We start from the raw sequence: 26977 nt of genomic DNA on the forward strand, positions 1-26977 counted from the left end.
CCGGCGCGCTGCGCTCGCGCGCCAAACCGCCGTGCCGCTCATCGCCGTCAACGACGTGATCTATCACCATCCCGACCGGCGCGAATTGCAGGACGTGCTCACCTGCATCCGCAAGCACCTGACGATCGAAACGGCGGGACGCCGACTTGCCGCGAATGCCGAGCGCTATCTAAAGCCGCCCGCCGAGATGGCGCGTCTCTTCCGCGACGTGCCGGAAGCGATCGATGAGACCGCGGCGCTCGATGCGACGCTGACCTTCTCGCTCGATGATCTGCATTACGAATACCCCGAAGAGATGCGCGCGGGCTTCGCGACGCCCCAAGACGCGCTCGTCCATATGGCCTGGGAGGGCGCCGCCGCGCGCTATCCCGACGGCATCCCCGATACCGTCCGCCAATCGCTCGATCATGAATTGGCGCTGATCGCCAAGCTCAAATACGCGCCTTATTTTCTCACCGTCCATCACATCGTCGGTTACGCGCGGAGCCAAAACATCCTGTGTCAAGGCCGCGGCTCGGCGGCGAACTCCGCGGTCTGCTACTGCTTGCGCATCACCGATGTGGACCCGCGGGACGGCCGCCTGCTGTTCGAACGGTTCATCTCCTCGGATCGCGGCGAGCCGCCCGATATCGACGTCGACTTCGAGCATCAGCGCCGCGAAGAAGTCATCCAATATATCTATTCGAAGTATGGACGCGACCGTGCCGCAATCGCGGCTGCCGTATCGTGCTACCGGCTACGCGGCGCCCTGCGCGAAACGGGCAAAGCGCTCGGCGTTGATCCGCACATTGTTGATGTCGTAGCCAAGTCGCAACAATGGTTCGACGGCAGGCAGCATCTACTCAAGCGTTTCGAAGAATGTGGTCTGGATCCGCAAACGCCGCTGATCGAAACATGGGCAACGCTCGCCATCCAATTGCTCGGATTTCCCCGGCATCTATCGCAGCATTCGGGCGGTTTCGTCATCAGTCGGGGCAAGCTTTCGCGCCTTGTGCCCATCGAGAATGCCGCAATGCCGGACAGATCCGTCATCGAATGGGATAAGGATGATCTCGAATCATTAGGACTGCTAAAGGTGGATGTGCTGGCATTGGGCATGCTTTCGGCCATTCGTCGCACGCTCGATCTTGCCTCGGAGCGACGAGGCGAACGGTTTGAAATGCAGGATATTCCCGCCGAGGACGCCGAAACCTACGAGATGATCTCGCGAGCGGATACGGTTGGCGTGTTTCAGATCGAATCGCGCGCGCAAATGTCGATGCTGCCGCGACTCAAGCCCAAGGCGTTCTATGACTTGGTGATCGAAGTGGCCATCGTGCGTCCCGGCCCCATTCAAGGCGGTGCCGTTCATCCTTATTTGCGGCGCCGTCAGGGGATCGAGCCCGTAACTTATCCGAGCGAAGACTTGAAGCGGGCTCTTTCACGCACGTTGGGCGTGCCCATCTTTCAAGAGCAGGTCATGCAGATTGCCATCTTGGCGGCGGGCTTTTCGCCGGGTGAGGCCGATCAGTTGCGGCGGGCCATGGCGGCCTGGAAGCGCAAGGGCGATCTCGGGAAATACTATGAGCGCATCGTGGGCGGGATGACAGCACGTGGCTATGAGAAAGCGTTTGCCGACAGCATCTTCGAGCAGATCAAAGGCTTCGGCGAGTACGGATTTCCGGAGAGCCATGCTGCGAGCTTCGCATTGCTCGTCTATGCGAGCGGCTGGCTCAAGTGTCATGAGCCGGAAGCCTTTCTGGCTGCGATGCTCAACAGTCAGCCGATGGGGTTCTATTCTCCGTCGCAGCTTGTGCAGGACGCGAAAAGACATGGTGTTGTGGTCTTGCCTGCCGATGTCATGTTCAGCCATGGCGATGCGTCACTCGAGCAAATCGAAGCCGCCGACAGGCCCGCTGTGCGGCTCGGCCTCTCATTGTTGAAAGGCATGCGAGAGGAGAGCGCCGAGCGAATCGAGGTAGCGCGCGCGGTGCGTCCGTTCGAAAGCGTACGCGACATGGCGCGCCGAGCACAGCTCGATCGTCATGATCTTCAAGTACTCGCCGCAGCTAACGCGCTTTCGTCTCTTGCCGGCAATCGCCGGGAGGCATTGTGGCAATCGGTGTCGGCTGTGCCGGATAAGGACATGCTCGAGCGCGCCGTGGTGCAAGACGACACGCCGGTATTGAGCGCGCCGTCAGAAGGCGAGGATATCGTCGGCGATTACCGATCGATGGGGTTGACGCTCGGTCGTCATCCTTTGGCGTTGTTGCGGCCGCGCCTGCAGAAAAAGCGGCTGATGCAGGCCGCGGTCTTGCAGCACTACCCAAGCGGCCGGCTTGCCCGCGGATGCGGCATTGTGACCGTGCGCCAGCGGCCTGACACGGCAAAGGGCGTCATTTTTATCACGATCGAAGACGAGACCGGCAACGTCAACGTCATCGTCTGGCCCAAAGTTCTCGAACAGCAAAGGAAAGAAGTGCTCAGTGCCTCGTTTCTCGGCGTGCTGGGCGTATGGCAGTGCGAGGGGGAAGTGCGGCATCTCGTGGCGCACAGGCTAATCGATCTTTCGCATTGGCTTGGAGAGCTGCCATCCGTCAGCAGGAACTTTCATTGAGGTTTCGCGTGCGTTTGCTCGAACTTGTCGCATATTGCGGTTGTGGACCACCACGAACCGAAAGGGTGCAAGAGGCCCTATGAAATCAAACAGCGTTATGCCTATCCGCATTAGGGGCGTAACGGCCTAAGTCATCTTGCTATCGGCATCGATAGAAGTAGGGCAAGCCCGTGCAGGCGTTGCTCTGATTGCGACTTCGATCACGCCATCCGTCATTGCAACGTCCGCATGGGCAATCGGCATGCTGCGCCTCATCGCGGCGATTGCAGTCAATGTACCCCGTAGCCGCGGGATTGCATGCAATCGCCAAATGCATGCCAGTAAACCGTCATGGGCGGTTCAGGATGAGGAAGAGGAGGGAGCTGGGCGCCACTGGCCACCAACACTGCGCTTGCGTCAGCCGCGCTGGCAGCACCTATGACGTCGGCGCCGTGCGGTAATGGCGGTGCCGCTGTACCGCTGCCCACATCGAGTGCAGCGCCGACTCGCGGAGAGCGAGTTGGCCGTTGTGGTTGGCGCGTGATATCGACGCCCGTTTGCTGCTTCGCTTGCCAATAGCAATACGCTTCGTCGACGCTCTGTTGGCTCACAGATTGGCTGCGCAACGGATACGTTACGGGGCGTTGCGCCCACGTGATCGAGGGCGCCGTTATCGCCAATAAGAGACAAGCCCAAACACGAATGCTCATTGTTCGTGATGTTCCTTCCCATTGCGTCGCGTCACATAGCGTACGCGCACAGATGCCATGCGAGATAGCTTTCGAAGTATAGGTGCATGTACTAGGTAGCGAGCGAAAGAGTATCGCCAGAATCCGCCAGCCGATTGGGGGACGGGCGTCGATCGTGACTTCAATATGAAGACATGTTGTCAATTTGCAACTCTTTACGGGCTCGTTGGGCGGCCGACTGACGCGTCATCCGTGACTGTGGATGCGCTCGAAAGCGGGCATTAGCCTTGCAAAAACAGCTGGTTATGTCACGTGCCGAGAAGTTCATTTCCGTTTTCGAAAAAATGAATTGCACCGGCTACGTTCTCCCTTGTGAGGGCCGGCCCGTAGACTCCCAGCCATTGGGACGGTTTGGTCTGTCGCCTGTCTCCGCGCCACGGGCGCTGGGTGACGGCACCGTGACCGTCTGTAGTAGTCTGGTCCTCACGGGCCAGTCGTTATTAGGAAAGGCACTAACATGAAAAAAACTCTGATGGTCGCGGCAGCGTCCGCCTCTTTCTTCGCTGTGGCTGCTCATGCTCAGAGCAGCGTTACGCTGTACGGCATTATCGATGCAGGCATCACTTACACGAGCAATGCCGGTGGGCATTCGAACTGGCAACAAACGAGCGGTGGCATCGAGCAAAGCCGCTGGGGCGTGAAGGGTTCGGAAGACCTCGGCAACGGCCTGAAAGCAGTTTTCGACTTGGAAAACGGCTTTAACGTCGGTAACGGCAAATTCGCCAACGATGGTGGCGAGTTCAACCGTCAAGCGTATGTTGGTCTGTCGAGCAACTACGGCACCGTGACGCTCGGTCGCCAGTACGACGCTAATCAGGACTTCCTCGCACCGTTGACGGCAACGGGCAGCTGGGGCGGTACGTCCTTTGCCCACTACGGCAACCTGGACAACATGAACACGAATGGTGGCTACTCGGTCAACAATTCGATCAAGTTCATGAGCGCGAATTACGCTGGCTTCTCGTTCGGCGGCACGTATGGCTTCTCGAACGCGGCTGGCCAGTTTGCGAACAACCGCGAATACAGCGTTGGCGCACAGTACCAGTTCCAGGGTCTGCGTGTTGCGGGCGCCTACTCGGAAATGAACAACCCGTTCGGCTCGACGACCGGCGCGGTCGACTCGCTCAGCAGCCTTGGCGCGTTCACGAACAGCGCTACGACTGCCGCGCTGGGTAACACGCGTCTGCGTGTCTACGGTGCTGGCGCAACGTATGCGTTCGGCCCGGCGCAGGCTGGCGTCGTGTGGACGCAGGCACGTCTTGACAGCACCACGACGGCTGTTCCGACGATTCATCAAAACAACTACGAAGTCAACGCAAAGTACAACCTGACGCCGGCACTGGGTCTGGGCGTGGCTTATACGTACACGCAGCAGATGAACAACGACATCAGCCAGCACTTCAACCAAGTTGGCGCGCAAGCTGATTATTCGTTGTCCAAGCGTACCGACCTCTACGCTGAAGTTGTCTATCAGCGCGCATCGGGTGCCAACGCGTTTGTGTACAACCCGTCGACCATCGGTATGAACGGCGTGTCGAGCTCGATGAACCAGACCACGGCAACGGTGGGCCTGCGTCACCGCTTCTAAAGCCGGCTTGATCGCTTGATTGCTGAAAAGGCGCCCTTCCGGGGGCGCCTTTTTTCTTGTGCGCCCAGATTTAGGCGCACAGCATGGGCGGGCGAAGTCCATTGGCTTAGCCCTATCTCATTTGAACCTATTTCACCGCAGCGGGGGGCACTGCACCTGCTGTCGCTCGGCCCACTTATACTCGATTCGTTCGCAACAGATGTCCTCGTTGTGCCCCTCGTAGCGTCGGCTGACCGTCGCTTTACGTAGATGAGGCGTACAACCGTTTGTTGCGCTTCATGGAGGATCGAGCGTGGATCAGACATCGTCCCCAAACAGCACCACTGCAATCCGTACCGATGTAGTCATCGTGGGAGCCGGCCCCGTTGGCCTTTTCGCGGCGTTCGAAGCGGGCGTGATCGGATTGTCGTGCCATGTCATCGATGCGCTCGATGCGGTGGGTGGGCAATGCATCGAGCTTTACCCTGAGAAGCCGATCTTCGATATTCCCGCCATTCCCGTTTGCACGGCGCGTGAGTTGGTCGAGCGTTTAACGCAGCAGTGCAAGCCATTTGCGCCGCCTGTCCATCTCGGCCATCGTGTCATGCATGTCGAGCAGCGTAGTGACAACAAACGCTGGCAGGTCACTACGGAGCCAGGACTCGTTTTCGATACCGCCGCCATTGTGCTTTGCGCAGGCAACGGCGCTTTTGTCCCGCAGCGTATCGCGCTTGAGGAGGCGCGTGCACTTGAGGGGCGGTATGTTCACTACGCGGTGCGTCAGCGCGCCCCATTTGTGAATCAGCGCGTCATTGTGGCCGGCGGCGGCGACTCAGCACTCGACTGGGCGCTCGCCCTTCGCGATGTGGCCCAGCGCGTGACACTTGTGCATCGGCGCCAAGCGTTCCGTGCAGCCGAGGCGACGGTGCAGGAAGTCAGGCGTGCGGTGGCGGCCGGTGAGCTTGAACTGATCATCGGCACGATAGACGCTCTGGATGCGCCGGACGGCGTGCTTCGGTCCGTCATGATCAAGCAGATAGGGGGGACAGTTACCGTCGGGGCCGACCATGTGATTGCACTCTTCGGTCTCGTTGCTGAACTGGGCCCCATTGCACAGTGGGGGCTCGAGACGCTCGGCGGCCGTGTGACGGTCGATACCTCCCACTACGAATCTTCGAGGCCTGGCATCTTTGCGGTGGGCGATATCGCTGTTTATCCCAACAAGCAAAAGTTGATCCTCTCCGGTTTTCATGAAGCTGCGCTTGCGTTGCGCAAGGCATACACGTATGCCTTTCCAGACACAAAGCGGGTGCATGTGCACTCGAGCTACGACCCAAAGCTGTCGGAGCTCATTCTTGGCGGCGAGGCTGGAGCAGCGCAGCGCACGGACGCTTGATGGTGCCGGTTAACATACGCACAGAGTCGCCGATTCGCAAACCGCGGAGTTGTCCCGACTTCGATCGAAACCATACTGCCGCGGATGCCGGACATTCGCGATGCGCCGGCAAGTGTTTGGCATGGCAGGTGCTCTCAGACGCGGCGTTTTAGAGGGAGGCGTTCCATGTACCAGCGAATTTTGGTACCTATCGATGGCAGCGACGGTGCAATGCTTGCCCTCGATAAAGCCATCGAGCTTGCGCACCTCATGCACGCCGATATGCAGGCAGTTTTCGTGGTCGAGCACCGCGCGCAGACGGTCGATCTCACCGAGAATTTTGTGGAACCGATGGTGCCGGACGACGATACCGCAAGTCGTACGGCAACGTCCGTTCTTGACGATGCGCGCGAGCGTTTCGCACGCGCTCATATCGCGGGGAGCACGCGAGCGATCGATTCGTACGGGGACGGTGTCGCAGTTGTGCTGACGCGAGCCATTGAGGATTTTTCCGCCGATCTCGTCGTCATGTATTCGCATGGCCGAAGAGGGCTGAAGCGGCTACTTGCGGGCAGTGTCTCGGAATCGTTGCTGCGCGATACAACCGTTCCGCTGCTGTTGTTGCGTGACAGGGCTGATGTTGCCGTCGGCAACCGTTAAGAAGCGCACGTCACCATTGTGCGCTTCGGCTCACGCGAGCTGCTCGAAGTGGTCCTATCGCGCCTCTCGGCCAATATTGTCCTGGACGCTGCACGACAGCCGTCTGCGACGACAAGCGAATGGGCGATGGTGCGCAGCTTTTGTTCGTGCGGACGGGTGACGCGAAATCCGCCGCTTTGCGTCGCTTCTCGATTTTCTACGCTTTCGGGATTCGGCGAGCGTCGCCGCTTTCACCGCGTCGGCGAAGCGCTGCAGTGCTGGAAGCGGCCCGCTGACGCTGTGGTACGTCAGGCTGCCGATGCGTGCGTCGAGCAATATTTGCAAGCCCGCTTCCGTCGCCATTTCCATCAGGTTCATGGTTCTCTCCCCCGTCGGCTATGAACAACCAGCCGAAACCGCCCAGTCGTCGGTGCCTCGCACGCATGACGTGATCTTTGCTTCGTTGCCCCGACCTCGCCGACTGTCTGGCGCTATTGCACATCGCCGTGCGATTCGTCTTCAAGTTTTGAAGCCGATGCCGCCAATTGTCAGACTTGTGTGGCGCGGCGAATGTTCGATGCCGCACGCCGGCTCGTTTTTGGTTTGATCGGTGCTGATCGGTGGCCGCGTCAACCCCACGTGGCGCCGTCGCAAAACACGTCTTTTCGCGTTTCTTCGGGAATCGGCACTTCGACGATTGCTGCAGCGTCACGATAGAGCGCAGTCTGATTGATGGCTGACGCGATCTCGGCGTCGCCCGTTGCTCCGCTATCGCCACGTAGCAAGCCCCAGCGCCGATATTGACCGAGGAACCAGCACCCCTCCGAAATACGTGGATAGTTGACTGCGCCGCCGTCAAAAAACGACACGGGCAGCGGAGGTTCTGAGAAACGCCCCCCTGTCTGCCGACCGGAGAGGCGTGGGGCGATGAGTTCGAACGGCACGTCAAGTGCGTCTGGCTTGGCAAGCCATCGCGCGATTTCGTCTCGGTGGGACAGCGCGTCGACCCATCGGCAGGCTTCAAGCATGGTCTGAATCAAGGCGCGCGCCGTATTCGGGTGCCGTGCAACGAAGTCTCGCCGGCAGGCCAGGACTTTCTCCGGATGGCCTGGCCAAATGGCGCTCGTTGAAGCAACCGTTTCGCCGGCGCCGCAGGCTTGCGCGAGCGCATGCCATGGCTCACCGGCACAGAAGCCGTCCAGCATGTCGCGCGCCAGCGCGTCGACCATTCGCTGCGGCGGAATGACAACGCTTTCAATCTCCGTCAGCGGATGTACGCTCTGTGCAGCAAGCCAGTAATAGAGCCACATGGCATGAGTGCCAGTCGGAAACGTCTGTGCGAAGACGGGCCGCCGGCCCAGGGTGCCAAGCGCAGCTTTCAAATTGCCAGTTTGATCGAGTGCGTGCGCGAGTCGCTTGGAAAGCGTGATGGCTTGTCCATTCCGGTTCAACACCATGAGGACAGCCATATCCGCCTGGGGGCCGCCGATGCCAAGCTGGACACCATAGACGAGCCCATAAAGCGCATGCGCGGCATCGAGTTCGCCGGCGAGCAGCTTGTCGCGCACGGCCGCCCAAGAGGGCTGGCGGCACAGTTCGAGCGTCAGCCCGTGGCGGTGCCCGAACTCGAGTACCTTGGCGGCAACGATTGGCGCCGCGTCCGAAAGCGCCACGAAGCCCACGCGAAGATGCGTCTTTTCCAGCGTGGTTGCTTCCGTGGAAAGGGTGTCGTTGTGCATTTCTACCTCGATGAATCTGCCGCTTCGACAATCCGGCGCGCGATCTCGGCAAGCCGCACTCCGCCGTCCATTGCGCGCTTGCGCAGCATGGCATAGGCCTCATGTTCCGAAATCCTGCCTCGCTCCATCAGCAGCCGCTTTGCCCGGTCAATCGTCTTGCGTTCGGCCAGCTCGCCTTCGACTTTTGCGAGTCGTTGACGCAGTTTTTCCTCATGAGCAAACCGTGCCAGTGCGACCTCGAGAATCGGGGCTAGCCGTTCGGGCGCGAGGCCTTCGGCCAGGTACGCGGTGACGCCCGCATCCACGGCCTCCCGAATCAAGCGTTGGTTCGCATCGTGGCTGAACATCAGCACAGGCCGCGGGGCGGTTTCGTTCATGACGGCCAGATGCTCGAGGGTGTCACGTGAGGGCGATTCGGTATCGATGATGATGACATCGGGGCGTTCTTGCTCGACAACCTTGGGCAGTGCCTGCGGCGTTGCGGCTTCGGCGAGCATTTCGTAGCCGAGGCGCGCCAGTGCCTCGCGCATTTCGCCGATCGGTTTGTCGGTATCGGTAACGAGCAAGATGCGGAGCTTGGATGAGGTCATGCAATCGCCGTCGCGGTCAACAATCGCTTGCTTTCGGGCTCGCTGGAACCGCACACCGTACCGCAGCCGGTATGCTCAGCGATGGCTTTCTCGACCTGCGCCGGTGCCGCCCTCTTGCAATTGCAAACGAATCTTGCTCGAAGCGCAAGGGAGCGCGAGCATATTCGCCGCTCGGCAGAAAGGTTCGTGGCGCGAGCCACCCCGCAGGGCTTACAGATCGGCTCGGCTCGATCAGCGAGCGTGCCATGCTCGTTTTGCCCGTCAACAAGAAGCCGCTGATCATATCACCGCTCCATACGACACGCGGCCTACCTCAGCCGCGCTGGGGGTCGGTTTGCGGGCAGGTTGTTGGCGAGGCATTTTTTGTAACGCGGAGCATGATGCGGCGTCTGGCAAGCACTCACTATGCCTGCGCCGGCTATCGGGCCGGCAGCAAAAACGAATCGGTACTGCACTGAGGCGGCAGTTGCACCGTTGCGGTAAGCCTCGAAGCGACGCCTTACCCGTTCGACGCCCGCGATATCTGCTTCGGTGCGAGGCGGCCACCGGCTGCTCATTCGACGTCTATAATTTGGAGCTTCATCCCTTGCCTTTAGATGCGCGACATTATTCGCGTCAAGTACGAGGATCTTTGACTTGCCAACGCAATAGCAAAGGAGGTTTGAAATGACCATCCGAATCGGTGACGAAGCGCCCGATTTCAATGCCGACACGACTGAAGGCCCGATTCAGTTTCACCAGTGGATCGGCGACGGTTGGGCAATCCTTTTCTCACATCCGAAGGATTTCACGCCCGTATGCACCACCGAGCTCGGATATATGGCTCGGCTGAAGCCCGAATTCGACAAGCGCAACACAAAGATCATCGGTTTGAGCGTTGATCCCGTCAGCGACCACGAGAGGTGGGTTGGTGACATTGCCGAAACGCAGGGCCATGCCGTGAACTATCCGATGATCGGCGATGACGATCTGAACGTCGCCAAGCTTTACGACATGATCCATCCGAACGCGAGCAGTGGACCCAGGACAGCCGTCGACAACGCAACGGTACGCTCGGTCTTCATCGTCGGGCCGGACAAGAAGGTAAAGGCGATGTTGGTTTACCCGATGAGTGCCGGCCGCAACTTCGATGAAGTGCTGCGCTTGCTTGACGCCCTGCAGCTGAACGCCAAGCATACGGTTGCTACGCCTGTGAACTGGCGCCCTGGCGATGACGTCATTATTCCGACGTCGGTGTCGGACGAGGAAGCAACGAAGAAGTATCCGGCGGGCTTTAAGACGTTAAAGCCCTATCTGCGCACGGTGGCTCAACCGAAGTAGTAAATCACGATATCGATATGCCGGCGTGTTGAGCCGGCATATTTTCTAATTGGCTTGTCACGAGCCGATTTTTTTCAATGCGTGTCAGGCTAAGGCAAGCTCAGCCAAGTGCGACTTGAGCGGCGCCGGCTATTGCACAGAACGCCACGACTGCAAGCGGCGGCGATTTCCATTTTACAAGCAAGAAGAATCCGATCGCCGCAATGGCGAAGTCGATCGGGGTATGGATGGCGCTCGTCCATACTGGCGAATACAGCGCAGAGGCCAATAAGCCGACGACTGCGGCATTGATTCCGGCGAAGACGGCCGCTGTTGATGGACGGGTGCTCAGCGATTGCCAATGCGGCAAGGCTGCGATGACGAGTAACAGACCCGGCAGGAAGATCGCCGCTGTCGCCAGCGCCGCGCCGAAGATGCGGTAGGGCGCTGCTGTCATCACCCAACCAAGGAACGCCGCGAACGTAAAGAGCGGACCTGGGACTGCCTGTGCCGCACCGTAGCCCGAGAGAAATTGGCTGGGATCGACGGCCCCGGTAATTGCAGGTTGATGTTGCAGCAGGGGCAGCACGACGTGGCCGCCGCCGAAGACGAGCGCCCCCGAGCGATAGAACGCATCGAAAAGCCGCAGCGTCGCATCGAGCGCGTAGAGGTGCGCTGCATGCGCGAGGCCGGTGGCAGCCGGAATACCGAACAACAGCAGGCAGAAGATCGCAAGTGCGGCAATGCTTGCCCAGTGAGGCACCGGCACCGCTACTTTCCTCGAAGAGGACGGTTGCCCTTGCCTTGGCGAGGCACTCGCTCGACAGGCATAGACACCGACTACTGCGCCCAGCGCGATAACGAGAAGTTGCGCGTAATCGGATTGCACCACGCTGAGCAGCATGACAGCGCCGAGCGCGATCGCAGTGCGCCTTCGATCGGGGCATAGGCGTCTTCCCATGTCCCATACCGCTTGTGCGACGATGGCGACTGCGGTGAGCTTCAGGCCATGCACAAGCCCTTCGCCTAGCAGGCCGCTCAGCTTCGCTGCCGCGGCGGCGAACGCGATCAGCATCAGCGCTGAAGGCAATGTGAAGGCACACCAGGCCGCCATTCCCCCAAGCCAGCCAGCGCGCATGAGTCCAATTGAAAAGCCGACCTGACTGCTCGCTGGCCCGGGCAGAAACTGGCAGAGCGCGAGCAGATCGGTGTACGTCTCATCGTCGAGCCAACGTCGACGCTCGACGAACTCACGGCGAAAGTAGCCCAGATGGGCGACAGGGCCACCAAACGAAGTGAGGCCTAGCTTAAGAAACGCCGCAAATACTTCGAAAGCGCGGTTGGCGCAACGTGGGCAGGACGGAAGCGTGGCAGTCGATTTAATGATTGGACCTCTTCATTACTTCTGACTCCATCGCCGCTTGCCATTCTTCGGCGGCTTCTGTCGGGTCCAATTGGTCTTCGATGAGAAACTGCGCGCGCTCCGCGGCTAAGCGCGTTTCGTCGAAATCCGGGAGCACATCGTCTGCTTCGGCGGTCGGCGGCTCCAGCATGTCGCGTAGCATCGCAGCAAGCTCGGGGGTGTCCCACGGTTTGCCTTGTTGCTTGCGAACCTTGATGTAATGCCTGATCTCGGCATCTTGCTCCGGTGTCAACGGAAGCCCGCGAAACGTCCGGTTCGGGTCAAGGTCGTCCATGATGGCTCTCCGCCAAGGGTGCGTCACCCAAAGTTTAGCGCCGTTGTGGCCCGGACGGCTACTTTGAAGCGCATGGCCATAGGAGTGGAGCTCCAGCCCGGAATTGCGTACCTCATGCCGTGCGGATCAATCAATTCTGGTTTGTGCCAATGAGCAGTAGCGGCGTTTGGGTAAGCCGCGCGACGCGAATTACGTCATGGCTCGGCAACCAATGGGCCACGCCACGTCTGGCGCGGGTGCCCATCGTCAACAACCCTGCATTCCAACGCAAAGCCTCGCGCACCAGGGTGTGAGCGACATCGTCGGCGGTACGCTCAGTGGTGACCAGCGCGGTGCTCGTTTTGCTGGGTGTGCCGCTAAGAATGGTCTGCGCTTGTGTGAGCGCTGCGCTGCCTTTGGCGAGAAAGCCCTCGGCAAGTAGATGCACTGGCACGAAATCGGTGAGATGAACGGCCCGATCGACGACATAAATGGCATGCAAATGGGCGTCTGCCATGGCCAACCGCGCGCCGTAGCGAAGCGCGAACAGTGCGGCGTCGCTACCGTCGACGGCAAAAAGGATCCTTTTGCACGCGAATTCGGCATTGCGATCGAAGCTCGCTGGGACAACAAGCAACGGGCATTGAGCCAGCTTGCAGATCAGTTCTGCGACGGTGTGCTCGATCCAGCCTCGCTGCCTGTGCTCCGGACGCGCGCCGGCAACCACCAGATCGGCTTCCCAGGTTTGCGCCGTCTCCGCCAGGGCATGCGCAATATGGCCGCCACGCTCCGTCAGGTCGATGATCGTTGCATGCAAGACAATGTTCAACTCGGCGCAAAATTCGCGCGCTTGATCGACGGCTTCGCTGGTGTCGTTCATCCAGGGGTTGCGCGTCACCGGCGGCCCGTGCGAGTCAAGTGTCGTTGCAGGCACGGGCGATTTCGGACCGGCGCCCACGCGCACCGCCAATATTTCACCGCCAACTGTCGCCAGATCCCGCGCATAGGCCAACGCACGATGCGACGTTGGCGACGCGATTGAGTCATCGATTGCGAGGAGCACCTTGCGCGCTGGCAAGCGTTTGTAATCACTGTCCATTCCTTACCTCAACTCGCTCGCCAGGCAGCATGGGGGCGTGTCGCTCGAAGCGTCATGCTGCGGGCTAATCCGTCGAATCCGGCCTTTATCCATCACGTTTTCATTCGAATGCACCTCGAGGCGCAAAGCATGTTGATGGAGGAAGCAACGTGAGTGCCGTCTGTTGACACTCCTGCGCCGAATCCTGATCCGCTGAGGTGCCGCCCTCTGAAGCATATGTTGGGTTGTCCACATTTTCTGTGAACGTCTCTGTGGATATCGTCGGGGAAAACGATTTAAGTGATTGATTTAATGGAAGGAGTGCGCGTGGCACTCAATTTGCGCGCACTCGCATGGTCGCGTTGGACGCGGAGCCTGGGCCATGCAAACCGCAAAAGTGATGATCCCCAGCGATCGCCGGATGCTCGAGGGGATGCTGGTAATACCTGATGGGGCACGTGGCATCGTCGCATTCGCGCACGGCAGCGGCAGCAGCAGGCTGAGTCCGCGCAATCGCGATGTGGCGGATACGCTACATCAATTGGGGCTTGCCACGCTGCTTTTCGATTTGCTGACGGACGAGGAGTCCCGGCGCGATCTGCTTTCGGCGGAGTACCGTTTCGACATCCCCTTGCTGGCACAAAGACTGAGTTGCGCGCTCGATTGGCTGCGCCGGGAGCCGTCGACGGCATTGCTACCAATGGGGCTTTTTGGAGCCAGCACTGGGGCGGCGGCGGCGCTGAGCGTCGCGGCAGGCGACAAATCCGTTCGCGCGCTGGTATCGCGCGGCGGCCGCCCGGACCTTGCACAGGACGCGCTTACCGATGTGGCCGCGCCCACGCTCTTCATCGTCGGTGAGCTGGATAGGGAGGTTCTGCGTCTGAACGAAGCCGCGGCAGATCGGCTTGCCTGCGAGCATCGGATCGAAATCGTGCCAGGCGCCACGCATCTTTTTGAAGAGTCGGGCGCGCTCGAGCAGGTGGCGCATCTGGCGGCGCAATGGTTCTTGCACTGGCTGGCCGAGGCGGCAAGCGGTCCGGTTCCCGATTAGTGCTGTGCATCGCCGTGCGAAGGCGTTCGCGGGAGCATGAAGTATCCGCCGACGCAAGACCTGAAATACGCTGCTCGTCTGTTTATGGCAGTGAGCAGGCGACCGCCATCCGCTTGCTGGGAAGGGACTTCTGGTGCCGCGGAGCGCTTCTGTAGACATATCACCATCGCAGCTGCCACCGCTCATGATGATTACATCATCGGCATATGAAGCTGATGCGGATCCTCGAGCATGTCGGCGATCTGCTTCAATGCTTGGCGGCAGCCGTCTCGATCTTGCGGACCGCCCAAGCAGACGCGTATCGCGTTAGGCGAGTTTCCGTCCGTCGAGAAAGCGGCGCCCGCGACCGCGCCGATGCCTCGATTACGCAACTGCAGCGCAAGTTCAGGCGCGCTCCAGTCACATTGCGGCGGAATCGGTAACCACAGGTGAAAGCCGTCTTGATGGGCGTCGTATCGCCACGCTGCCAGTTCCTGCGAAGCGATCGCCTGGCGTTCGTTCGCTTCGCCACGGATCGCACTCAGCATGTCGTGCGCGATGCCGTCGCTGATCCACTGCGTTGCCAGCGCAGCGGTAAATGCGTTTGGCATGACGGTCGTCGCCCGTAGTGCGCCTGCAATGCGTTGCGTTTGCCGCACGGTCGGCGCGCTGACGTAGGCGATGCGCAACCCTGCACCCACCGTTTTGGCCAAGCCCGTCACATAAAAAGTCAATTCGGGCGCCAGCGTTGCGAGCGGTGCGGGACTGCGCTGCGGCAGGTTACCGTATGCGTCGTCCTCAATGATCGGAACGTTATAGCGAAGCGCGACATCCACCAATGCTTCTCGACGTCCAGCGGAAAGTGTCAGCGTGCTTGGATTCTGCAGTGTCGGATTGCAATAGAACGCCGCCGGCCGTTCGGCTTTGCACAACGCTTCGAAAACATGAGGTAGCGGACCGTCCTCGTCGCGCGCTAAACCTTGCAAACGCACGCCTAGTTGCGACGCGATCGCTTTGATTCCCGGATAGGCAAGCGCATCCAGACATATTGTCTCGCCGGTGCGGACCAGCTGCGAGAGCAGGGCAACGAGCACGCTATGAATACCCGGACAGACGAGCACCGTATCCTCATGGCAGCTCGGCAGACACTGTCTGAGCCAATCTCTGCCCGCTGCACGGTCTGCGGAGGTACCGCCGAAATCCTGGTAGCGCAACAGCCGGAACGGGTCCATGCCGGCGAACAGGCTCGCTGCCGATTCGCGCAAGCGTGCGGCCAACTGGGGTGGCTCCGGCGGCATGTTCATCGACATCTCGACACTGCCGCCGCCCGCAATCGGCAGCGTCTGCGTCCGGCCGCGCACGAACGTGCCGCTGCCTGCGCGCGCATCGAGAAGTCCTCGCTTGCGCGCCTCCGCATAGGCGCGTGCGACGGTCGTGTAGTTCAGATGCAGTGCATTCGCGAGGTCCCTCAATCCGGGCAGACGATCGCGCGGCCGCAGGCGGCCGCTCGCGAGATCTTCTTCGATCAGATCGGGAATGGTCAAATAGGCCGGCTTGCGGCTCTCCGACAATCTTTTAAGCCAATGATTAGTCAGAGCATTCATGATTGGACTGCCAAAACTTCATTTCCGGACAACGAAGATATCACGTTCGCCGTGGATGGATAAATAAATCAGTTATTTGTCAGATTATATTGATGGCATTGATCGCGTCGATGTTTTATTTTGGTGTTGGATGCACCAATACGCGGCAGCCTGCCTCAGGGCGGCGCACTTCAAGCGGTCTTCCGTGCAGTGCTCCACACGACGTATTGCACGGCGCACGAGTTGTCCGGGCAAAGATGAAAGAAATTATGTGGCGTCCAAGTCGTCAGCCACCTTAATGATTGCAAGTTGATTGCATTTTGAGTCCCTCGGCATGGCACAGCGGTTGCATTAATCCCTTCGCGTCTGTCCGAATAAATCGATTCGGCATTTTTATTAATTCGCAGTTGAGTCGGAGAACACCATGCCTGCAGTTAATACACCACTTCACAAGAACGGTGATTTCCTCGTCGATTACGAGGAGAAAGTTTTCGAGGACGTGAAAGCCGAGCCAGGCGAGAAAGCGCTGGTTACGTTCCATACGGTCGCGTTCGAAGGGTCGATTGGTTTCGTGAACCTGCTGCAAGCCACTCGCCTGCAGCGCAAGGGCTTCGAGACATCGGTGCTGCTCTATGGGCCGGGTGTGACGCTTGGTCTGCAGCGCGGCTTCCCGACGCTCGGCGATGAGGCGTTCCCGGGACATCTGAACTTCAACAAGCAACTCGTCAAATTCATGACTGAGGGCGGCAAGGTCTACGCGTGCCGCTTCGCGCTGCAAGCACTGTACGGGCACGGCGAGGCATCGCTCATCGAAGGCATTCGGCCGATCAACCCGCTCGACGTGCTCGACCTCCAGCTTCTGCATCGCAGGGAGAACGCACTCATCATCCACACGTGGACCGTCTAAGGGGCAAGTCCTAGCATGTCCGATCGACGCATCATTCGCGCGGCAGCCGTGCAGATCGCTCCGGATCTCGAGCGCTGCAGCGCAACGCTAGAGAAGGTTTGCGCGGCCATCGACGAAGCCGCAGGCAAAGGTGCGCAACTGTGCGTCTTTCCCGAAACGTTCGTTCCGTACTACCCGTATTTCTCGTTTATTCGTCCCCCTGTCGCATCGGGGGCCGAGCATATGCGCCTCTACGAGGAAGCGGTAGTCGTGCCGGGACCCGTGACGAAGGCTGTCGCCGAACGTGCGCGCAGGCATGCGATGGTTGTCGTGCTTGGCGTCAATGAGCGCGATCACGGAAGTCTGTACAACGCGCAGCTGGTCTTCGATGTCGACGGCCGGCTCGTCTTGAAGCGCCGCAAGATCACCCCGACGTTTCATGAACGCATGATCTGGGGGCAAGGCGACGCGAGCGGCCTGAAGGTCGCCCATACGGGAATTGGAAGAATCGGTGCACTTGCATGCTGGGAGCATTACAACCCGCTCGCGCGGTACACGCTCATGGCACAGCATGAAGAGATTCATTGCAGCCAGTTTCCGGGCTCGCTAGTCGGTCCGATATTCGCGGAGCAAATGGATGTGGCGATCCGCCATCATGCGCTCGAATCGGGATGCTTTGTCGTGAACGCCACCGGGTGGCTGACGGACGCACAAATCACATCGATCACCGACGACCCGAAACTTCAGCGAGCGTTGCGTGGCGGTTGCAATACCGCCATCGTCTCGCCAGAAGGCCAGCATTTGACCGAGCCGCTGCGAGAAGGCGAGGGCATTGTCGTCGCGGATCTCGACATGTCTCTTATCACCAAACGCAAGCGCATGATGGATTCGGTCGGCCACTATGCTCGGCCTGAGCTGCTGAGCCTCGCGATCAACGATCGCCCCGCCGTCCCGGTTAGCCCGATGCGCCATCCCAAAGCAGGGCAGGCAAATGACGAAGTCCTCAACGTAGGAGCATTTCATGAGCGTCAGCGAGAATGCGTCGGCGAAGAGCCGGCAATTGATGACTGAGCTTCAGTCGCGAGGCCTGCGCTTGGTCGACCCTGCTGCCGGCGCCTCGAGCCGCCGTGGTGGGGCCGGTCCGTCCGATCACAAGGCCGTCACCGTGGATGGTGTGACGATCATGGTGCCGGTGCATACCAGCACGGCGTGGAATTCGCCGTTCGTCGCCTCGCAACCCGACGAGAACGGAACGAGTGCGCTCATGAGCGGCACGATCCCGATCGCCAGTATTCGCTTCCCGAAGCAGCCGCGCTTTTACGCGCTGCAAACGCTCGACGGCGTGCCATATTCACAGATCGCAACGCTGCATAGCGCCGACGTGCTTGCGACGACGGTGCTGCAAACCTGCATTCGCTACGAAAGCCGCCGCAAGGCGTGCAAGTTCTGCGCAATCGGTCAATCGCTTGCCGCAGGCCGCACGATCGCCCGCAAGACGCCAGAGCAGCTGGCCGAGGTGGCGCGCGCGGCCGTGCTGCTCGACGGTGTGAAGCATATGGTGTTGACGACGGGTACCCCGCCAACGCCTGATCGTGGCGCGAAAATTCTGTGCGAAAGCGCGTTTGCGATTCGTTCGGCGGTGGACTTGCCGATCCAGGCACAGTGCGAGCCCCCTGACGACGATCGCTGGTTCGAGCGGATGAAGGCGAGCGGAATCGACACGCTCGGCATGCATCTGGAAGTCGTGACGCCGGAGGTGCGCGAGCGGATCATGCCGGGTAAGGCAACCGTGCCGCTCGCGCGCTACATGGAGGCGTTCAAGGCCGCAGTTGCAGTGTTCGGCCGTGGTCAGGTCAGCACCTACATCCTGGCCGGACTCGGCGATAGTGCTACCGGAATTCTCGACATGTCCCGCGAACTGATTGAGATCGGCGTGTATCCGTTCGTCGTTCCGTTCGTGCCGATCAGCGGCACGCCGCTTGAAGATCACCCGGCGCCGTCGCCCGGTTTTATGAAATCGGTACTGGCGCCGCTCGGCGCAATGCTGCGCGAGGCGGGCATGCGTTCCGCCGATATCAAGGCAGGCTGCGGCAAGTGCGGCGCGTGTTCGTCGCTGTCGTCATACGAGGAGTGAGCATGCTGGCCGAAATGATCGATGTCGACCCGTTGCCGCTCGCCTACGTGCCGACGGAATACCGCATCAAGTGGACGACGCTCGCCTGGGAAGCGTCCGAAGCGTTCAAGCTCCGGCGTGCGGTCTTTTGCTTGGAGCAAGGGGTTTTTGTAGGCGACGATCGCGACGACATCGACGAGCGCGCACAACAGCTCGTCGCGGTGAGCTGTATCGCCGGGATGCCGGAGCAGATCGTCGGCACGGTGCGCATCCATGAAACGGGGCCGGGGGTGTGGCTCGGTTCTCGGCTTGCCGTGCACGCGGCGTTTCGGCGCCACGGCAAAATTGGCTCGACGCTGATCCGTCTCGCGGTGAGCAGTGCGCACTCGCTTGGCTGCAAGACGTTTCTTGCACACGTCCAGAGCCAGAACGTGCCGCTTTTTCGGCGGCTGCGCTGGGATGTGCTCGGCGAGGAAACCTTGCACGGTCGCCCCCATCACTTGATGCAGGCGCAGCTCGAGCATTACCCGCCTTGCGCCACACCGCATGCGGGATTCGTGATTCGCACCGGGAGCGCTGCATGAGTGTCGAAGCACTGGTGGAGCGGCTGCGCGCCAGCCGCGGCTTTTGCCATAAGAACGATATCGCCGGAGTGGTCGCGTCGCTTGCCCAGAGAATGCCGGGCGGCATGCAAGACCTTTCTCAGGCGATCGCGGTCGGTGACGATTGTGCCGCCATTGCAGACGCGGATGGGTATCTGCTCTTTGCGATCGAAGGCATGGTCGGCGAATTCGTCAAAGCGATGCCCTGGTTTGCGGGCTACAGCAGCGTGATGGTCAACGTCAGCGACATCTACGCGATGGGCGGGCGGCCGATTGCCGTCGTCGATGCGTTATGGGCCGATGGTTTGACGGCTGCGCAGCCGGTGCTCGATGGGATGGCGGCTGCCTCGGTTGCCTACGGAATACCTGTGGTCGGCGGGCACACTAATACGCGCAACGACGGCGCACAGTTGGCCGTGTCGATCATCGGGCGCGCTCGGAAGCTTCTTTCGAGCTTCAATGCACGGCCGGGTGACCGACTGTTGATGGCTGTCGACTTGCGCGGCAAGTTTGAGGACCCCTATCCATTCTGGAACGCATCGGTCGGGGCGCCGGCAAACCGGTTGCGCGCCGATCTCGAGTTGTTGCCTGCGCTGGCCGAAGACGGCTTATGCGACGCGGCCAAGGACATCAGCATGGGTGGTGTACTCGGCACCGCTCTCATGTTGCTCGAGTGCTCCGGCGTCGGTGCGTGCATCGATCTCGATTCCATTGCGCGACCGCACGGTATCGAAACGGATGCCGATTTCGAGCGCTGGCTCCTGTCGTTTCCAAGCTTCGGTTTTTTACTCTCGGTACGCGATGCGCATGTCGACGAGGTCATGGCGCGTTTTGCGGATCGTTCGCTCGCATGCGCGGTCATCGGCACGGTCGATGCATCGCGCAAAGCGGTTTTGGAAAGACGAGGCGAGCAAGCGCTGTTATGGGATTTCAGCGACGCCGCCTTTATCGGCGCAAGCCATGGGGATGCGCTCTGACGTGCACAGCGCGAGGCCTTTCATTAAGGCGACTTTAGTCGAGGATTGATCATGCCTGTCATGTACTTTCGCATCCGGTGGCCCGATGGCGCGGAAGCGAACTGCTATTCGCCGTCGAGCATCGTCAGCGAGTTTTTCAAGCCCGGAGACCGGTACGCCCTTCACGAGTTCCTGGAGCGCTCGCGCGAGGCACTCGGCAACGCTTCCGAGCGCGTGCGCCAGAAGTATGGATATGCCTGTTCGGCTGCCATGGATCAGCTCGCGCAAATTGAGCATGATGCGCTGCGCTTCGTCGGCGTTCCCGATGCGGTGGTGACCGTGTTGGGCCTCAATTGACGTTAAGGTCCTGGTTTTTGATTGAATAACCCTGCACTCCCGTGTGTTCTGTCTTGCGGGGCTCGTAGTAACAGACTTTTAAAAGCGGAAATTCATCATGTCGCATCCGTCGAATATCGACACCGAGCTCACGCAAGGCGGTCATTACAGCGTGCTGATCGTCGGCGGCGGTCAGGCCGGGCTGTCCATCAGCTACTACTTGAAGCGGGCTGGCATCGATCACCTGGTGTTTGAAAAGCAGACGGTGACGCACACGTGGCGCAATCAACGATGGGATTCGTTTTGCCTCGTCACTCCGAACTGGCAATGCCTTTTGCCGGGACATCACTACACGGGCCCGGATCCGCACGGCTTCATGAAGAAGGACGAGATCATCGGCTACCTCGACGGCTTTATCGCATCAGTCGGCGCGCCCGTCCTCGAGGATACGGAAGTGAAGCGGGTAAAGCGGGGGGGCGATGGGCGTTATCAGGTCGTGACGACGCGCGGCGAGTTCACGGCGGACCATGTCGTCGTCGCTGCGGGGGGCTACCATCAGCCGATCGTGCCGCGCATGGCTGAACGTATACCGACGGACATCGTGCAAATTCAGTCGTCCGAGTACCGTAATGCGCAAGGCTTGCCCGAAGGCGCCGTGCTCGTCGTCGGATCGGGGCAGTCGGGCGCGCAGATCGCAGAAGATTTGCATTTGGCTGGCCGCAAGGTGTATCTGGCGGTCGGTCAGGCACCGCGCTGTGCCCGCTTTTATCGGGGACGCGATGTCGTCGATTGGCTCGCGGACATGGGCTACTACGAGATGCCGGTCGAGCAGCATCCGCTACGCGAAGGCGTGCGCGACAACACGAATCATTACGTGACGGGGCGGGACGGCGGCCGGGATATCGACTTGCGCAAGTTCGCTCGCGAAGGCATGGAGCTCTATGGCACGCTGCAAGATATGCGTGGAGGCGAGCTGTGTTTCGCCCCTGACCTCGTAGCGAACCTCGATGATGCGGACAATACGTACAACCGCATCAACGCAGGTATCGATGCCTTCATCGCAAAGAACGGCATCGATGCACCGCCCGCGACCCACTATGAAGCGGTATTGAGTCCATCCGGCGAACGCACGACACTCGTTCTCGCGCAAAGCGGCATCACGTCGATCGTCTGGTGCATCGGCTTCACGCCGGACTTTTCATGGCTCGATGCGCCCGTGTTTAATGGGCGCGGCTATCCGGCCCATCAGCGCGGCATCACCCCACAGCCCGGGCTTTATTTCATCGGGCTGCCGTGGCTGCACACCTGGGGTTCCGGGCGTTTCTCGGGCGTCGCTCGCGATGCCGAGCACATAGTCGATGCGATCGTCGCTCGTGAGGCGGCGTCAGCGTCCCGTGCGGCAACGATGGCGGCGTAAAGCGATGGTTTCAGCGAAGCATCGCTATATCGCGGGGATGCCACAGTTGTGTTTCACGGGGCTGTCCGAGAACTGGTTGCTCAAGGAATGCGGGCATCGGCATTGGGAAGCATTGGCGGAGCATTCTGGCCGCGATTGCCCGGACTTCGTCGCGGAAGACGGTTCTCGGTCGTACGCTGCGTTCACAGCGATCAGCTTGCGAGCAACGCGGATCGACAGGATCGTCGAAAACGACAGCATCGAGATCGAGACATCACTGTGCCGGACGGGGGCCGTTCGCCATTTCAGCATGCATAAGCTCCTATGGAACGGAATTGAGTCGGCAGCGCTTGCGATGTCGACTACGTTTGTTCAACGACATGCGGCGCGGGACAACCGTTCGGTTTCCCGCGCAGTATTGGCCAAACTCGCGGGCAACGTGAGTCCGATACCCGATGCCGCCAGAGAGATGGTGCTGCTGGGCAAGCGCTTGCGCGCCGGCGAGCGCGAAGCGTGTGAGCGCCTCGCCGGAGCAGCATCCGCGCTCTATGCGCCGAGCGTGTTCCTGCCGTGCCCGAGCAACGACTTCAATGGGGCCGACTTTCTTTACTTCGCCAGCTTTCAGGCCTTCATCGATCGCGCGGAATGGCAGCGGCACCTGTTCCCGGATCCCCCGGTACTGGCGAGGCGAGACCTGCATTTCTATGGCAACGTGAATATTGGGGATTCACTCGAGGTTCACGTGCTCGCCGAGAATGTCGATGAGATCGGCATTGCGCACTGGTGTGAGGTGCGGCGCGGCAGCGACGGGCAGAAGATTGCCGACGTATTGACCGAAAAGCATTGGAGGGTGCGATGACGGCATCGCCCGACGGGATGTCCGCGGACCCGATGAGCTGCGCCGGCGTCGATGATGCCGACAAACGAATGCGGCGGTTCAACGCACCGCTCAGTATCAAGCCGCTTTACACCGCAGCCGACTCCGTGGGCCTCCCGCATCTGGACAACTTGCCAGGCCATGCGCCATTCGTGCGTGGGCCTTACTCATCCATGTACACCCAGAGGCCATGGACGATCCGGCAGTATGGCGGCTACGCGGATGCGGCCGATTCCAATTTGGCCTTTCGCACGGCGCTTGCGCAAGGTGCACAAGGTTTATCGGTGGCGTTCGATCTGCCCACGCAGCGCGGCTACGATTCCGATGACCCACTTGTAGCTGCAGACGTCGGGATGGCCGGTGTTGCGATTGATACGGTCGAAGATATGGTGCGTCTTTTTGCGGATGTGCCCCTCGATCGAGTCTCCGTATCGATGACGATGAATGGCGCCGTGCTGCCCATCATGGCGGCCTTCATGGTTGCCGCCGAGGAGGTTGGCGTCCCATCGAGCCAGTTGAGAGGGACGATTCAGAACGACATCCTCAAGGAGTACATGGTCCGCAATACGTGGATCTTTGCGCCCGAGCCTTCTATGCGCATCGCCGCGGATGTCGTCGAGTTTCTCGCGACACACGCACCGCGCTTCAACGCGCTTTCGGTGTCGGGTTATCACCTGCAGGAAGCCGGAGCCGATGCCGTGCTCGAGCTTGCGCTCACCATGGCCAACGCGAGAGCGTATGTCGAATCGCTGATCGAGCGAGGCCTGAGCGCCGACAACGTGTGTGAGCGTGTGAGCTTCTTTTTCGGCGTCGGCTCGGATTTCTTCGCTGAAATCGCCAAGCTCCGTGCGGCTCGGCTCGTCTGGTCTCGCATCGCCGAATCATGCGGGGCTCGCTCGGATAAGGCACGCGCCTTGCGCATGCATTGCCAGACTTCGGGATGGACGTTGAGCGCGCATCAAACCGAGAACAACATTGTGCGCACGACAGCTCAAGCGCTCGCGGCCGTGTTCGGCGGAACGCAGTCGCTGCATACCAACGCATACGACGAGGCGATCGCGCTGCCGTCCGTGGCGGCCGCACGCGTCGCACGCGATACCCAATTGATTCTTCAGCACGAGATGGGGTTGTGCGACGTCATCGATCCATGGGCCGGCTCGTACATGATGGAGTCGTTGACCCACGACGTCGCGCAGCGCGTCGATGCGCTCATGCAAGAAATTGATGGCGAGGGGGGCGTGCTTCACGCGATTCGCTCGGGGTGGGTGCAGCGACGTATTCATGAGCGTGCCGTTCAGACACAGGCCAAGATTGACGGTAAGGAGCGCGTCGTCGTCGGCGTTAATCGTTTCGTCGCTGAGGACGTCGACGAGCACACCCATTGCTTCGAGGTGGACGGTCGGCGTGTACGCGCGCAGCAAGCCAGGAGAATCGAGGCGGCAAAGCATCGGCGCAACCAGGCTGACGTTGAGCGCTCGCTTGAAGCGCTAGCGAATGCTGCCCGCACCGGAACCGGAAACCTGCTCGCTTTGACGATCGATTGCATGCGCGCCCGTGCCACCGTCGGGGAATGTACGACGGCACTGGAAGCAATTTGGCCGCGTTACAACACGCCGATTTCAACGTCGGTCGGGCTTTACGCGCGTGCGCGCGTCGCCGATCCCGCATGGCGCGCAGCATGCGATCAAATCGAACGGTTTCATCGCGACACTGGGCGCACCCCTAGGGTGTTGATCGCCAAGCTAGGGCAAGATGGTCACGATCGCGGCGTGAAGTTGGTCGCGGCGGCGCTTAGCGATGCAGGTTGCGATGTATCGCTTGGGCAATTGTTTGCGTCCCCGCAGGCGGTCGTGCGAGACGCACTCGTGAGGCGAGTCGACGTGATCGGCATTTCGTCGCTTGCGGGTACGCATCTCGCGTTGGTTCCCGAAGTCTTGCAGGAGCTCGCCAGCCATCAGGCCCGCATCGCCGTTGTCGTAGGCGGTATCGTGCCTGATGAGCACGTGGCCGTGCTCAAGCGGTGTGGCGTCGAGGAGATATTCGGACCCGGGACGCCGCTCGATGCCGTGGTGGAGGCCGTCGCACGCGCTGCGCTTTGCACGAGGCAAGCGCAGCGATTTTGCCTCGGTCTTGCTGCATCGGATGCGCAGCGATGCGACGAGCGAGCGCGTTAGCACAGGCGAGGAACCTGCGACCATGAGCACTTGGAAGAAGGGCATGCTAGAGCACCCGCGGGCAATGCCCGCAGGGGGCGACGAGCGGTGCTCTCGGCGTAGGAAGAAAGCGCGGCGGGGGTAATGCGCCACACCGCGCTCAAGCGCTTATTTAAGTTCGAGCGACACGAAGCTGCGGGTGTTATCGCGCTGAATCAGCAACGCGATCTCTTTACCCGAGCGCTCGAGCAACGCATTGAGGTCATCACGGGAGGCGATGGGCGTGCCGTTGACCGACAGCACCGCATCACCCGCCTGTATGCCTGCGCTGGCGGCGAGACCCGCAGCTCCGTCAACCAGAAGTCCGCTGGAGAGACCGTTCGCGCGTCGCTCGCTTTCGGTCAATGGGCGCACGCTCAAGCCGATACGGTCGACCACGCCGCTGCTTGCTTTCGGTCGAGCTGCCTGCGCTTCGTCAGATCCGCCGACAGTCAGCACCATGGCCATAGGGCGCTTGTTGCGTATCACTCTCAGCGTGGCTTTCGCTCCTGGCTGCAGGTTCCCTACGTAATCGATGAAGTCGCTGGCACGCTCGATAATTCTGCCGCTAACCACGGTGATGACGTCGCCCGCCTTCAGGCCGTTTGCGGTGCTGCGAGACGACACAGCCGGTGCCACCGCGGTCACCAACGCGCCTGACGGCCGGGCCAGGCCGAATGCCGCCGCCAAGCCGGGATCGATATCTTGAACCTCGATGCCAAAACTGCCGCGTGCCGATTTGTTCGACGCCTGCGTCCGGCTGAATGCGATTGCCGTATTGATCGGAATGGCGAACGTGAGAACGCGGAATCGCTCGGTCTCCGCGTACACCTGAACATCGATGCCGATGACTTCGCCGGCGCGATTGAAGAGTGGGCCGCCCGAGTTGTCGGGGTGGACCGCGATGTCGGTTTGGAAATACGAAAACGCCGTGCCGTCTGCAAGCACACGCGGCTGCGCACTAACGAGGCCGGCGGTGACGGTGTTGGCGGGCCCGTCGGGGGCACCGATGGAAAGCAGTTGCTCGCCCACGCGTACATGGGAGGAGTCGCCAAGCTTGACGAAGGGCAGCTTCGTTCCGCCTTCGATTTGCAGGACAGCGACGTTGGTTTGCGGGTCGGTTGCAAGCACCTTCGCTTTGAATTCGCGCCGATCGGATAGTCTGACGGTGACTTCCTCTGCGCGATTGACGATATGCGCCGTCGTCAATACGAGGCCGTCGGGACTGATAATGAAGCCCGAGCCGCTGCCCCAGACGACGCGAGGCGGGTTCGTTGGGCCATCCTGCGCGGGTGCCCCGCGCTTGAAGAATGCGGCCAGTGGATCCTCTGTGTCGATCGCATCCAACGGCGTGGCGTTCTCGGGCTCAGATGAGGAAGCCGCGCTGATATTGACGACCGCAGCGCCGTACCGCTCGACGATGCTAGGAAAGTCTACGGGCCCGCTTGCACTGGTAGGCGGAGGCGGGGGCGGAAACGGAGCGGCCACGGCTTTCGTTGGGCTAGTGGCGGGAGGCGAGGCAACGGCAGACGATGGGGCGCAGAAGCATGTCGCTACAAACAAAGATGCAGCTGTCACTGTGGCGTTACGCAGATTTTGGGTAAGCGCCTTCTGGGAGGAGGAAATCACTGCGTGTCTCCAACTTAGCGTAGCCGTCGTGCGGCAAAGGCGGCGGAGCGTAGCCAGAAAGACGGGGCTTGCACGCGATGAGCGCCGATG

Annotated in this window: 22 protein-coding genes; 15 read left to right on the top strand and 7 right to left on the bottom strand. The window is 60.6% G+C overall.

Translation table 11 applies throughout. The features are described 5' to 3' along the window. From VL598_RS05680 to VL598_RS05695, 4 genes are all read left to right on the top strand, one after another. Positions 1 to 2596: error-prone DNA polymerase (locus VL598_RS05680; protein ID WP_325325721.1), on the top strand; the 2596-nt coding region annotated here is incomplete at its 5' end. A gap of 1185 nt (positions 2597 to 3781) precedes the next feature. Further along, positions 3782 to 4912 (top strand): porin, encoded by a 1131-nt coding sequence (locus tag VL598_RS05685; protein WP_325325722.1) that lies wholly within the window; start codon positions 3782 to 3784, stop codon positions 4910 to 4912. Between the two features lie 292 nt (positions 4913 to 5204). Beyond that, positions 5205 to 6287, top strand: a complete 1083-nt coding sequence (locus VL598_RS05690; RefSeq protein ID WP_325325723.1) for an NAD(P)/FAD-dependent oxidoreductase — start codon at positions 5205 to 5207, stop codon at positions 6285 to 6287. Positions 6288 to 6452: 165 nt separating this feature from the next. After that, on the top strand, positions 6453 to 6926 hold the full coding sequence (locus VL598_RS05695; protein ID WP_325325724.1) for a universal stress protein: 474 nt from the start codon (positions 6453 to 6455) through the stop codon (positions 6924 to 6926). Positions 6927 to 7534: 608 nt separating this feature from the next. On the opposite strand, the gene VL598_RS05700 is transcribed toward VL598_RS05695, so the two are convergent. After that, complete coding sequence (locus VL598_RS05700; RefSeq protein ID WP_325325725.1) at positions 7535 to 8644, bottom strand: CmpA/NrtA family ABC transporter substrate-binding protein; 1110 nt, start codon at positions 8642 to 8644, stop codon at positions 7535 to 7537. 2 nt (positions 8645 to 8646) lie between these two features. Beyond that, positions 8647 to 9234, bottom strand: coding sequence for an ANTAR domain-containing response regulator (locus VL598_RS05705; protein ID WP_325325726.1), 588 nt, complete (start codon positions 9232 to 9234; stop codon positions 8647 to 8649). 666 nt (positions 9235 to 9900) lie between these two features. On the opposite strand from VL598_RS05705, the gene VL598_RS05710 reads away from it, so the two are divergent. Beyond that, positions 9901 to 10554: a peroxiredoxin gene (locus VL598_RS05710; RefSeq protein ID WP_325325727.1), complete on the top strand. Its 654-nt coding sequence runs from the start codon at positions 9901 to 9903 to the stop codon at positions 10552 to 10554. A 100-nt stretch (positions 10555 to 10654) separates the two neighbouring features. Here VL598_RS05710 and chrA read toward each other — a convergent pair whose 3' ends face one another. The 3 genes from chrA to VL598_RS05725 form a co-directional block, all read right to left on the bottom strand. Then, complete coding sequence (gene chrA, locus VL598_RS05715; protein WP_325325766.1) at positions 10655 to 11917, bottom strand: chromate efflux transporter; 1263 nt, start codon at positions 11915 to 11917, stop codon at positions 10655 to 10657. Continuing rightward, entirely contained in the window at positions 11913 to 12230 is a 318-nt protein-coding gene (locus tag VL598_RS05720) for a hypothetical protein (protein ID WP_325325728.1), read from the bottom strand. Before VL598_RS05720 ends, chrA begins: the two co-directional genes overlap by 5 nt. A 130-nt stretch (positions 12231 to 12360) precedes the next feature. Continuing rightward, on the bottom strand, positions 12361 to 13308 hold the full coding sequence (locus VL598_RS05725) for a universal stress protein (protein ID WP_325325729.1): 948 nt from the start codon (positions 13306 to 13308) through the stop codon (positions 12361 to 12363). Between the two features lie 361 nt (positions 13309 to 13669). On the opposite strand from VL598_RS05725, the gene VL598_RS05730 reads away from it, so the two are divergent. After that, positions 13670 to 14338, top strand: coding sequence for a dienelactone hydrolase family protein (locus VL598_RS05730; protein WP_325325730.1), 669 nt, complete (start codon positions 13670 to 13672; stop codon positions 14336 to 14338). 191 nt (positions 14339 to 14529) lie between these two features. Here VL598_RS05730 and VL598_RS05735 read toward each other — a convergent pair whose 3' ends face one another. Then, on the bottom strand, positions 14530 to 15921 hold the full coding sequence (locus VL598_RS05735; protein WP_325325731.1) for a PLP-dependent aminotransferase family protein: 1392 nt from the start codon (positions 15919 to 15921) through the stop codon (positions 14530 to 14532). Positions 15922 to 16324: 403 nt separating this feature from the next. Here VL598_RS05735 and VL598_RS05740 point away from each other — a divergent pair, with 403 nt between their 5' ends. The 9 genes from VL598_RS05740 to scpA all read left to right on the top strand — a co-directional run bounded on the left by VL598_RS05740 (position 16325) and on the right by scpA (position 25240). Beyond that, a complete protein-coding gene (locus VL598_RS05740; RefSeq protein ID WP_325325732.1) occupies positions 16325 to 16807 on the top strand; it encodes an MSMEG_0572/Sll0783 family nitrogen starvation response protein in 483 nt (160 codons plus the stop codon). A gap of 15 nt (positions 16808 to 16822) precedes the next feature. Continuing rightward, entirely contained in the window at positions 16823 to 17857 is a 1035-nt protein-coding gene (locus tag VL598_RS05745) for a Nit6803 family nitrilase (RefSeq protein WP_325325733.1), read from the top strand. After that, positions 17850 to 18920, top strand: a complete 1071-nt coding sequence (locus VL598_RS05750; protein WP_325325767.1) for an MSMEG_0568 family radical SAM protein — start codon at positions 17850 to 17852, stop codon at positions 18918 to 18920. The genes VL598_RS05745 and VL598_RS05750 overlap by 8 nt, the downstream gene beginning before the upstream one ends. A gap of 2 nt (positions 18921 to 18922) precedes the next feature. Then, a complete protein-coding gene (locus VL598_RS05755) occupies positions 18923 to 19483 on the top strand; it encodes an MSMEG_0567/Sll0786 family nitrogen starvation N-acetyltransferase (RefSeq protein ID WP_325325734.1) in 561 nt (186 codons plus the stop codon). Next, positions 19480 to 20478, top strand: coding sequence for a sll0787 family AIR synthase-like protein (locus VL598_RS05760; RefSeq protein ID WP_325325735.1), 999 nt, complete (start codon positions 19480 to 19482; stop codon positions 20476 to 20478). The genes VL598_RS05755 and VL598_RS05760 overlap by 4 nt, the downstream gene beginning before the upstream one ends. 51 nt (positions 20479 to 20529) lie before the next feature. Further along, positions 20530 to 20814: an MSMEG_0570 family nitrogen starvation response protein gene (locus tag VL598_RS05765; protein WP_325325736.1), complete on the top strand. Its 285-nt coding sequence runs from the start codon at positions 20530 to 20532 to the stop codon at positions 20812 to 20814. A gap of 97 nt (positions 20815 to 20911) precedes the next feature. Next, on the top strand, positions 20912 to 22210 hold the full coding sequence (locus tag VL598_RS05770) for an MSMEG_0569 family flavin-dependent oxidoreductase (protein WP_325325737.1): 1299 nt from the start codon (positions 20912 to 20914) through the stop codon (positions 22208 to 22210). 4 nt (positions 22211 to 22214) lie between these two features. Beyond that, the gene (locus VL598_RS05775) at positions 22215 to 23048 is read left to right on the top strand and encodes a Pnap_2097 family protein (protein WP_325325738.1); all 834 of its coding nucleotides are present in this window, start codon (positions 22215 to 22217) and stop codon (positions 23046 to 23048) included. Between the two features lie 68 nt (positions 23049 to 23116). Beyond that, the gene (scpA, locus tag VL598_RS05780) at positions 23117 to 25240 is read left to right on the top strand and encodes a methylmalonyl-CoA mutase (protein ID WP_325325768.1); all 2124 of its coding nucleotides are present in this window, start codon (positions 23117 to 23119) and stop codon (positions 25238 to 25240) included. 147 nt (positions 25241 to 25387) lie between these two features. Here the strand turns inward: scpA and VL598_RS05785 are convergent, their stop codons facing one another. Next, complete coding sequence (locus VL598_RS05785) at positions 25388 to 26746, bottom strand: trypsin-like peptidase domain-containing protein (protein WP_325325739.1); 1359 nt, start codon at positions 26744 to 26746, stop codon at positions 25388 to 25390. Positions 26747 to 26977: the final 231 nt, after the last annotated feature.

The organism is Trinickia sp. (genome assembly GCF_035492435.1).
Lineage (GTDB): Bacteria > Pseudomonadota > Gammaproteobacteria > Burkholderiales > Burkholderiaceae > Trinickia.

Coding starts and splice junctions, on each gene's coding strand:
- scpA (WP_325325768.1), top strand. CDS start 23,117: ATGCGGCGGTTCAACGCACCGCTCAGTATCAAGCCGCTTTACACCGCA.
- VL598_RS05775 (WP_325325738.1), top strand. CDS start 22,215: ATGGTTTCAGCGAAGCATCGCTATATCGCGGGGATGCCACAGTTGTGT.
- VL598_RS05710 (WP_325325727.1), top strand. CDS start 9,901: ATGACCATCCGAATCGGTGACGAAGCGCCCGATTTCAATGCCGACACG.
- VL598_RS05735 (WP_325325731.1), bottom strand. CDS start 15,921: ATGAATGCTCTGACTAATCATTGGCTTAAAAGATTGTCGGAGAGCCGC.
- VL598_RS05695 (WP_325325724.1), top strand. CDS start 6,453: ATGTACCAGCGAATTTTGGTACCTATCGATGGCAGCGACGGTGCAATG.
- VL598_RS05730 (WP_325325730.1), top strand. CDS start 13,670: ATGCAAACCGCAAAAGTGATGATCCCCAGCGATCGCCGGATGCTCGAG.
- VL598_RS05720 (WP_325325728.1), bottom strand. CDS start 12,230: ATGGACGACCTTGACCCGAACCGGACGTTTCGCGGGCTTCCGTTGACA.
- VL598_RS05740 (WP_325325732.1), top strand. CDS start 16,325: ATGCCTGCAGTTAATACACCACTTCACAAGAACGGTGATTTCCTCGTC.
- VL598_RS05760 (WP_325325735.1), top strand. CDS start 19,480: ATGAGTGTCGAAGCACTGGTGGAGCGGCTGCGCGCCAGCCGCGGCTTT.
- VL598_RS05745 (WP_325325733.1), top strand. CDS start 16,823: ATGTCCGATCGACGCATCATTCGCGCGGCAGCCGTGCAGATCGCTCCG.
- VL598_RS05685 (WP_325325722.1), top strand. CDS start 3,782: ATGAAAAAAACTCTGATGGTCGCGGCAGCGTCCGCCTCTTTCTTCGCT.
- VL598_RS05755 (WP_325325734.1), top strand. CDS start 18,923: ATGCTGGCCGAAATGATCGATGTCGACCCGTTGCCGCTCGCCTACGTG.
- VL598_RS05765 (WP_325325736.1), top strand. CDS start 20,530: ATGCCTGTCATGTACTTTCGCATCCGGTGGCCCGATGGCGCGGAAGCG.
- VL598_RS05700 (WP_325325725.1), bottom strand. CDS start 8,644: ATGCACAACGACACCCTTTCCACGGAAGCAACCACGCTGGAAAAGACG.
- VL598_RS05725 (WP_325325729.1), bottom strand. CDS start 13,308: ATGGACAGTGATTACAAACGCTTGCCAGCGCGCAAGGTGCTCCTCGCA.
- VL598_RS05705 (WP_325325726.1), bottom strand. CDS start 9,234: ATGACCTCATCCAAGCTCCGCATCTTGCTCGTTACCGATACCGACAAA.
- VL598_RS05750 (WP_325325767.1), top strand. CDS start 17,850: ATGACTGAGCTTCAGTCGCGAGGCCTGCGCTTGGTCGACCCTGCTGCC.
- VL598_RS05770 (WP_325325737.1), top strand. CDS start 20,912: ATGTCGCATCCGTCGAATATCGACACCGAGCTCACGCAAGGCGGTCAT.